This is a genomic window from Agromyces sp. P1_H4, from assembly GCF_056405255.1.
Genome location: NZ_JBFUCL010000438.1, coordinates 1 through 2582 on the forward strand (window position 1 = coordinate 1; position 2582 = coordinate 2582).

Below are 2582 nucleotides of genomic sequence, written 5' to 3' on the forward strand. Positions count from 1 at the left end.
ACTTCGACGAGTCGACGGATGCCGCGCGCATCGCGTCGGTGCTCCGCGAGAACGGCATCGTCGACACCGAGCCCTACCGCAAGCTCGGACGCAACCAGCTGCGCGTCGCCACCTTCACGGCGATCGACCCCGACGACGTGCGCGCGCTGACGTCGTCGATCGACTACGTGCTCGAGCGACTGGGCTGAGGTCCGGTGCGACTCTGGCTGAACGACTCCGAGCGGCGCCCCGACCCGGCGCCGGCGCGGGCCGACGCACGCAAGGCCGTGCTGGCGGGCACGGTCTCGTGGCTGGTCGCCCTCGTCGTCACCCTGGTGTTCCGTGCCCAGCTCGAGGCGGCCGACCTGGGCTGGCTCGTCTGGGCGTGCGCGACCGGCGTCGTGCTGGGGCTCGTGGGGCTGGTGGTCGTGCAGGTGATCCGTCGGCGGATCGCCCGTCAGGAGACCGGCTCGGCCGGCTGACCCTCGTCGCCCGCGGTCGGCTCGTCGTCGCCTAGGTCCGCGTCGTCGCCCTCGGTCGGCTCATCGCCTGATTCGTCGAGGGCGTCGATGTCGATGCCGTCGAACTCGTCGTCGCCGTCGTCGTGCCCGAACGCGGCGTCGAGTTCCGCATCGTCATCATCGTCGAGATCCGAGTCGTCGTCCTCGTCGAGATCCGAGTCGTCGTCCTCCTCGTCGTCCTCGTCCTCGAAGTCGTGCTCGTCGTCGCCGTCGTCGTGCTCGTCATCGTCGTGCTCGTCGTCCGAGCCGGCGGCCTCCGCGGCGGCGGCCGCAGCCGCCTGCTGTGCCGCGCGGTAGTCGGCGAGCCGCTCGGACCACGGGATCCACTCGGGCGCCAGCAACGCGGTGTCGCCGGGCATCAGCTCGGTCTCGAGCACCGTCGGCTCGCCGTCGTCGACCCGGGCGATCGTGACACTCCACCGCCAGCCGGGGTACCCCGCGAGGTCGGCGGCGAACAGCATGGTGAGCACGTGCTCGCCCTCGGCGACGTGCCCGATGACGGATCCGACGGTCTCTGGCGGGGTCACCTCGAGCAGCGCACGACGGGCGAGGTCGACGGCGTCGAGGAGGATCGCGTCGGGCTCGAACACCGGCGCAGCGGCATCCGCAGGCTCGTCGATGGTCTCCGCCCCGGCATCCGCCGGCTCATCGGTCGACACGGGCGCGGCATCCGCCGGCTGGTCGATCGGGGTGGCGTCGACCYCCTCGACGGGACCCGTCTGCTCAGGCATCGAGATCGTCTGCGACCTTGCGCAGCACCGCCGCGACCGTGCGCGACTTCGACTTGTCGGGGTAGCGGCCGCGCCGGAGGTCTGCGCCGATGCCGTCGAGCACCTTCACGACGTCCTCCACGATGATGGCCATGTCGTCGGCGGGCTTGCGATTGATCTTCGCGAGGCTGACCGGCGCCTCGAGCACCCGCACCGAGAGCGCCTGCGCCCCGCGCTTGCCCTGAGCGACGCCGAACTCGAGACGGGTGCCCGCACGCACGGTCGCGCCGGCGGGAAGAGCGGATGCGTGGAGGAAGACCTCCTGGCCGTCATCGGAGCTGATGAAGCCGAACCCCTTCTCCTCGTCGTAGAACTTGACCTTGCCGGTGGGCATCGTGTGAACCTCGCTCGCGTGGGGATGGACGGGCCGAATGGGCTTCCGTCCTCGGTCCAGTCTAGAAGCCCGGGAGCCCTGCGTCCGCCCGCTGCCCTATTCTGGTGAGGTGAGCGACTCAGGCCCCATCACCCAGCACCGTGCCGAGCGCATCCTCGCCTACATGTTCGTCGCCATCGTGGCCATCTCGATCCTCGCGTTCATCGCGGTCATGATCGGCACGGCCAACGGCGCAGGAGCCGACGACGGCTTCAGCCAGGGCGTCTGGCCCCTGGTGCTCACGCTGCCCCTGTTCGGGCTGCCGATCGCCTTCCTCCTGCTCATCGCGCTCCTCATCGTGAACGGCGTGCGACGATCGCGCGCCGGTCGCACCGGATCGAGCTGACCCGCCGCCGTGCTGGAGCTCGCCGCACGTCTCCGCGAGCTGTCGCGAACAGATCTCGCGTCGGCGTTGCAGTCGCGCGAGTTCGACCCGGTCGGCGTGCGCGACCTCTTCGACCTTGCCGAGATGCTGCTCGCCCCTGACTCGATCGACCATGCGCTGAGCCGGCTCGATCGCCGCCACCTCGCGGTGCTCGCCGCCGCATCGGCCGTCGCCGACGAGCACGGCGACGCCACGGCGGCGTCGGTGCACGACCAGCTGGTCGAGTTCGGCGCATCCGACGAACTGGCGGATGCCGCGCCGGCACTCCTGGCCAGGCTCGGCGCCCTCCTCCTCGTCGTCGAGACCTCCAAGCGCGTCCACGTGCCCACCGCGGTATCGGCACGCCTGGCCGTGCACACCCCCAGGGACATCCCGACGGCGGCCGACCTCGCGGCACCGGCGCCGCCCGTGCTCGTGAGCGTCGACCAGGTCGACCGCAGCCTGCTCGAGCGCCACGCCGCCGAGGCCGCCTACGCCACCGTCGCGGCGACCGCCGAGCTGCTCGCCGAGCTCGGGCTGCAGCCCGCGCGCGAGCTCGCGAAGGGCGGGCTCGC

4 protein-coding genes and 2 pseudogenes are annotated in these 2582 nt (G+C 71.5%); 4 read left to right on the top strand and 2 right to left on the bottom strand.

All coding sequences use genetic code 11. The features are described 5' to 3' along the window. A pseudogene (locus AC1DY2_RS18490) lies at window positions 1–188 on the top strand (phosphoserine transaminase); the annotation flags it as partial. Window positions 189–194: 6 nt separating this feature from the next. After that, complete coding sequence (locus tag AC1DY2_RS18495) at window positions 195–461, top strand: DUF2530 domain-containing protein (protein ID WP_476763745.1); 267 nt, start codon at window positions 195–197, stop codon at window positions 459–461. On the opposite strand, the gene AC1DY2_RS18500 is transcribed toward AC1DY2_RS18495, so the two are convergent. Together AC1DY2_RS18500 and AC1DY2_RS18505 are read right to left on the bottom strand one after the other, a co-directional pair. Continuing rightward, on the bottom strand, window positions 437–1231 hold the full coding sequence (locus AC1DY2_RS18500) for a DUF3027 domain-containing protein (RefSeq protein ID WP_476763746.1): 795 nt from the start codon (window positions 1229–1231) through the stop codon (window positions 437–439). The two genes, AC1DY2_RS18495 and AC1DY2_RS18500, sit on opposite strands and share 25 nt — an antisense overlap. Then, a complete protein-coding gene (locus AC1DY2_RS18505; RefSeq protein ID WP_159603760.1) occupies window positions 1224–1604 on the bottom strand; it encodes a cold-shock protein in 381 nt (126 codons plus the stop codon). The genes AC1DY2_RS18500 and AC1DY2_RS18505 overlap by 8 nt, the downstream gene beginning before the upstream one ends. Window positions 1605–1713: 109 nt before the next feature. On the opposite strand from AC1DY2_RS18505, the gene AC1DY2_RS18510 reads away from it, so the two are divergent. Both AC1DY2_RS18510 and AC1DY2_RS18515 read left to right on the top strand, forming a co-directional pair. After that, entirely contained in the window at window positions 1714–1989 is a 276-nt protein-coding gene (locus AC1DY2_RS18510) for a multidrug ABC transporter ATPase (RefSeq protein ID WP_309977648.1), read from the top strand. 9 nt (window positions 1990–1998) lie between these two features. After that, a pseudogene (locus tag AC1DY2_RS18515) lies at window positions 1999–2582 on the top strand (helicase-associated domain-containing protein); the annotation flags it as partial.

Bases quoted from the DNA above. Each gene is read 5' to 3' on its own strand.
- AC1DY2_RS18505 (WP_159603760.1), bottom strand. From the start codon at position 1,604: ATGCCCACCGGCAAGGTCAAGTTCTACGACGAGGAGAAGGGGTTCGGC.